The sequence below is a fragment of the Vibrio sp. V19_P1S1T109 genome (assembly GCF_002241375.1).
Taxonomy (GTDB): domain Bacteria; phylum Pseudomonadota; class Gammaproteobacteria; order Enterobacterales; family Vibrionaceae; genus Vibrio; species Vibrio anguillarum.
Genome location: NZ_NDIM01000378.1, coordinates 1 through 4025, shown reverse-complemented (window position 1 = coordinate 4025; position 4025 = coordinate 1). Strand labels below are relative to the sequence as shown.

The following is a 4025-nucleotide window of genomic DNA, read 5'->3' as shown; positions in this document are numbered from 1 at the left end:
TTATAAATCAGAGTGTTATGATAAATGCGTTTTGTTTTCTGACTCATGTAAGCGGAGAAGAGCCTCTAAAGTATGGCAAAATTTATTGCGCAATATTGATTGATAGTGCAGACGACTCGCTTTCTCAGCGTATTTCCATGAGTTAGCTCATGCCTATTTTCAATCGTCAACAAACTGTAATGAAAGCATGATAAATGTCGAATTTAGTAATCCTAAACATCTACAGGGCAATTGATGAAAATATTATTTGTGTGCAAACATAATGCAAGCAGAAGCATTTTGGCTGAAGCAATTGCAAAAAAATACCTGCCTGAAAATTTCCAAATCGCAAGTGGCGGTAGCCATCCTAAGGGTCAGATCAATCCTCGTATTGCACAATACCTTGATATGCATGGTTTTGATGCCTCTGAGTTTCACAGCACGTCATGGGAAGAAAGGCTGAGCTTCCATCCAGATCTAATAATTACTGTGTGTGACACAATGCACAATGAAACTTGCCCAAACTGGTTATCTGCTGGTATTCGAGTTGCTTGGGATCTTGAGCCATTGCCTAATGATGAAGCTTCAGTCTCCGAATTTAACAAGCAGTGCGATAAAGTATACTCCTCTCTAAAACGAAGAATTGAAGCTCTTGCAAACATCGATTTTCAAAATCTCGATTCTGAAGAAATAAAACAGCATGTGCTCGATCTGAAATCAATGTAGATAAGTGTATACGTAACGAACTGATACTACTTCATTAACGTTTTTTATAGCTCTCGCTTATTCGATGACTTGAGGCTAAAAAATAATGCCAGCAATCGTAGCTGGCATTGGTGAACAAATCTGCTTAGTTTTATTTATTGCTGAGCCAGTTTTTGATTTGTACCTATAGGCAGCCAAAACGAAATAATGGTCGTTAATGCTAAGAAGGCAAAGGATACCCATAGACAGGCTGAGAACCCCCACATTTGGAACACCCATCCAGATAAAATCGTTCCTATCAAACGCCCCATTGCGTTTGCCATGTAGTAGAAACCGACATCCAGAGAGACGCCATCGCCCTTGGCATAGCTGACGATTAAGTATGAGTGCAGTGATGAGTTCACAGCAAACACAGCACCAAAAATCATCAATCCAACGACAATCACCACTTCTGGATGCCATTGCTGCTGAACACTGTAAGCAATTACGCCAGTCACTATAGACAATACCAACGCCCACACTATCGCGGCTTTACCATCAGGAGTATGTCCCGACTTACTGCCAGTTATCTTTGGCGCAATCCCCTGAATGACACCGTAACCAATAACCCAAATAGCCAGGAATCCACCTACGGCGCTATGATCCCATCCAAACACAGATCCCAGATAGATAGGCAGTGCAATCACAAACCAAACATCACGCGCACCAAACAGGAACATACGAGCAGCGGATAGAATGTTTACGCTGCTAGATTTGGAAAAAATTTCAGAGAACTTAGGTTTATTTTTCGCTTTGCCCAGGTCGGATTTAAGGCTAATCACGCTACCGATAAAGACCAGTAAAAGAACACCCGCCATCGCAGCTACGGCATATTGGAAGCCAATCATCGATAACAACGCACCACCTAAGAAAAATCCTGCACCTTTTAGCGCGTTTTTAGAGCCTGTAAGTATGGCAATCCACTTATACAATGCTCCTTGCGCATTCTCTGGCACCAAGGTTTTGATGGAGCTTTTCGCGCTCATCTTGTTTAGATCTTTGGCAATACCTGACAAGGCTTGTGCTGCCATGACCCATGGAATCGAGAGCCAACTTGCAGGAACAGCCAGCATTGACAGAGCGATAATTTGCATTCCCAAACCGATATTCATCGTTCGGTTCAAACCAAGACGAGCACCTAACCAGCCACCGATGAGGTTCGTGACAACGCCAAAGAATTCATAAAAAAGAAACAGGGAGGCGATCTCTAAGGTTGAATACCCCAAGTCATAAAAATAGAGCACCACCAACATACGTAGTGCTCCATCGGTAACGGTGAAGTTCCAATAGTTAAATGTGACCAACATGTACTGGCGGACATTCTGGTTGAGCTTAGACAACATATTCACTCTCTTTAAAAAGAGCCGCCTAAGGCAGCTCTTTAAGGCTTTTATTGATTAGCAAATTGGTGGATGTACTCAACTTGCACATCTTTGGTAAACGCGCCAGGCCGTAACGACTGGACATGGGTGATGATTTCTTGCAACTCCCAACCTCTCTCTAGCAATAGGTGGGCAGCAAGCAAACCAGTACGTCCCGATCCCCCCATACAATGCATCGCTATCTTTTCGCCATTGGCGAGGGCTTTATGCAAAGATGGTGATAAGTGCTTCCAGCGAGCTTGGAACGCTTCGTTTGGTGCGCAATCATCTTCTATTGGTGCATGGAACCATTGCAAGCCTGCTTGCTCAACAAGGTTTGGCAAGTCACCAACACCTTTTTCTTGCATCTCATGAGTGCTCAGTGCGGTAACAACGACGGTTACACCTTGAGACTTGAGTTGATCGATACTGTCAATCAGCGACGCTTCTTTAGTGCCAGGACAAGGAGTTAGTACTAACGCTGCGTTATTGTCTTCAACAGGCAGTTCCCACGTAGGATGTGTCATTGGTTTGATTCCTTATGCTAGGCCGACTTTACGAACAAGTTCTGCGGTACGTGTTGCGTAACCCATTTCGTTGTCATACCACGCATAGATTTTCACCATACGCTTGCCAACAACCATAGTCGAAAGCGCATCGACAATCGTTGAACGTTGGTCGCCTTTGTAATCAATAGAAACAAGAGGGCGCTCTTCGAAACCAAGTATGCCTTTCAGCTCATTCTGCGACGCTTCTTTAAGTAAATCGTTCACCTCTTCAGCCGTGGTGTCACGCTTAACATCAAAAATAATGTCGGTTAATGAGGCGTTAGCTAACGGCACACGCACTGCATGACCATCAATTTTTCCTTTTAGTTCAGGAAAAATTTCGATAATCGCTTTCGCAGAACCTGTGGTCGTTGGGATCAAACTCATACCACAAGCACGCGCACGGCGAAGGTCTTTATGCGGTGCATCCAAAATGGTTTGCGTGTTGGTCAAGTCGTGAATGGTCGTAAACGATGAGTGTTCAATACCAAGTTGCTCGTGAATCACTTTGACGATAGGCGCAATGCAGTTGGTGGTACAAGACGCAGCGGTCACAATCTGGTGTTTCTCTGGATCAAAAATGTGATCGTTCACACCAACCACAATGTTAGCAATCCCATCTTCTTTGACTGGCGCGGAAACAACCACGCGTTTAACACCTTGCGCTAAATACTGATTCAAAAACTCAGATTTGCGGTGTTTGCCTGTTGCTTCGATGACCACATCACAACCAGACCAATCGACATCACTGATCGCTTTTTGTTGTGAGGTACGAATAACCTGACCGTTGGCAATGATCGCATTACCGTCGCTTGTCACTTCATGATGCCAACGGCCTTGTATTGAATCAAATTCGAGCAAATGAGCCAAGGTCGCCGCGTCACCCGCAACATCGTTAATCTGGATAAATTCGATCTCAGGCCAATCAAATGAGGCTCTTAATGCTAAACGACCAATACGACCAAACCCGTTAATTCCGACTTTAATAGACATTTTTATTTCCTTTTATCCCTTCTAAACACAGCATTCTGGGCGAGATTTCATCTCTGCCAGCCTTTGCATATCCTGTTGGTATTCTTGTTTCAGGCAGTTGGACTCCACCAGCCCTTGAATTTGTTTTCTCATCCATCCGGGCAGTTGGTCCGAGAGCCGATAAAACACCCATTGCCCTTGCCTTGTATCAACCACCACGCCACTGGAACGAAGTAGAGCCAGATGGCGAGAAATTTTCGGTTGGCTTTCATTTAACGCTTGCGTCAACTCGCCGACACACACTCGCTGCTCGCGTGCAATCATGAGCAAACAGCGCACTCGCGTTTCATCGGACAGCAACTTAAAAAACTGATGAGGTAGCATTTTACTTATCTCTGCATATGCGGATGTGCATATATAT

General features: G+C 44.4%; 5 protein-coding genes. 1 reads left to right on the top strand and 4 read right to left on the bottom strand.

Features of this window, described 5'->3' with window-relative positions; translation table 11 throughout:
* Positions 1-234: 234 nt before the first annotated feature.
* Entirely contained in the window at positions 235-705 is a 471-nt protein-coding gene (locus tag B9J87_RS17450; RefSeq protein ID WP_094151966.1) for an arsenate-mycothiol transferase ArsC, read from the top strand.
* 134 nt (positions 706-839) lie between these two features.
* Here B9J87_RS17450 and arsJ read toward each other — a convergent pair whose 3' ends face one another.
* From arsJ to B9J87_RS17430, 4 genes are read right to left on the bottom strand one after another with little or no spacing between them, the layout of a single operon-like run.
* Entirely contained in the window at positions 840-2066 is a 1227-nt protein-coding gene (gene arsJ, locus B9J87_RS17445) for an organoarsenical effux MFS transporter ArsJ (protein WP_176429560.1), read from the bottom strand.
* Positions 2067-2113: 47 nt separating this feature from the next.
* Positions 2114-2611 (bottom strand): cyclin-dependent kinase inhibitor 3 family protein, encoded by a 498-nt coding sequence (locus B9J87_RS17440; protein WP_094151962.1) that lies wholly within the window; start codon positions 2609-2611, stop codon positions 2114-2116.
* A gap of 12 nt (positions 2612-2623) precedes the next feature.
* The gene (locus B9J87_RS17435) at positions 2624-3625 is read right to left on the bottom strand and encodes an ArsJ-associated glyceraldehyde-3-phosphate dehydrogenase (RefSeq protein ID WP_094148081.1); all 1002 of its coding nucleotides are present in this window, start codon (positions 3623-3625) and stop codon (positions 2624-2626) included.
* Between the two features lie 21 nt (positions 3626-3646).
* Positions 3647-3988 carry a metalloregulator ArsR/SmtB family transcription factor gene (locus tag B9J87_RS17430; RefSeq protein WP_094129327.1) on the bottom strand — a complete coding sequence of 114 codons (342 nt, stop codon included), beginning with the start codon at positions 3986-3988 and terminating at the stop codon, positions 3647-3649.
* Between the last annotated feature and the right edge of the window lie 37 nt (positions 3989-4025).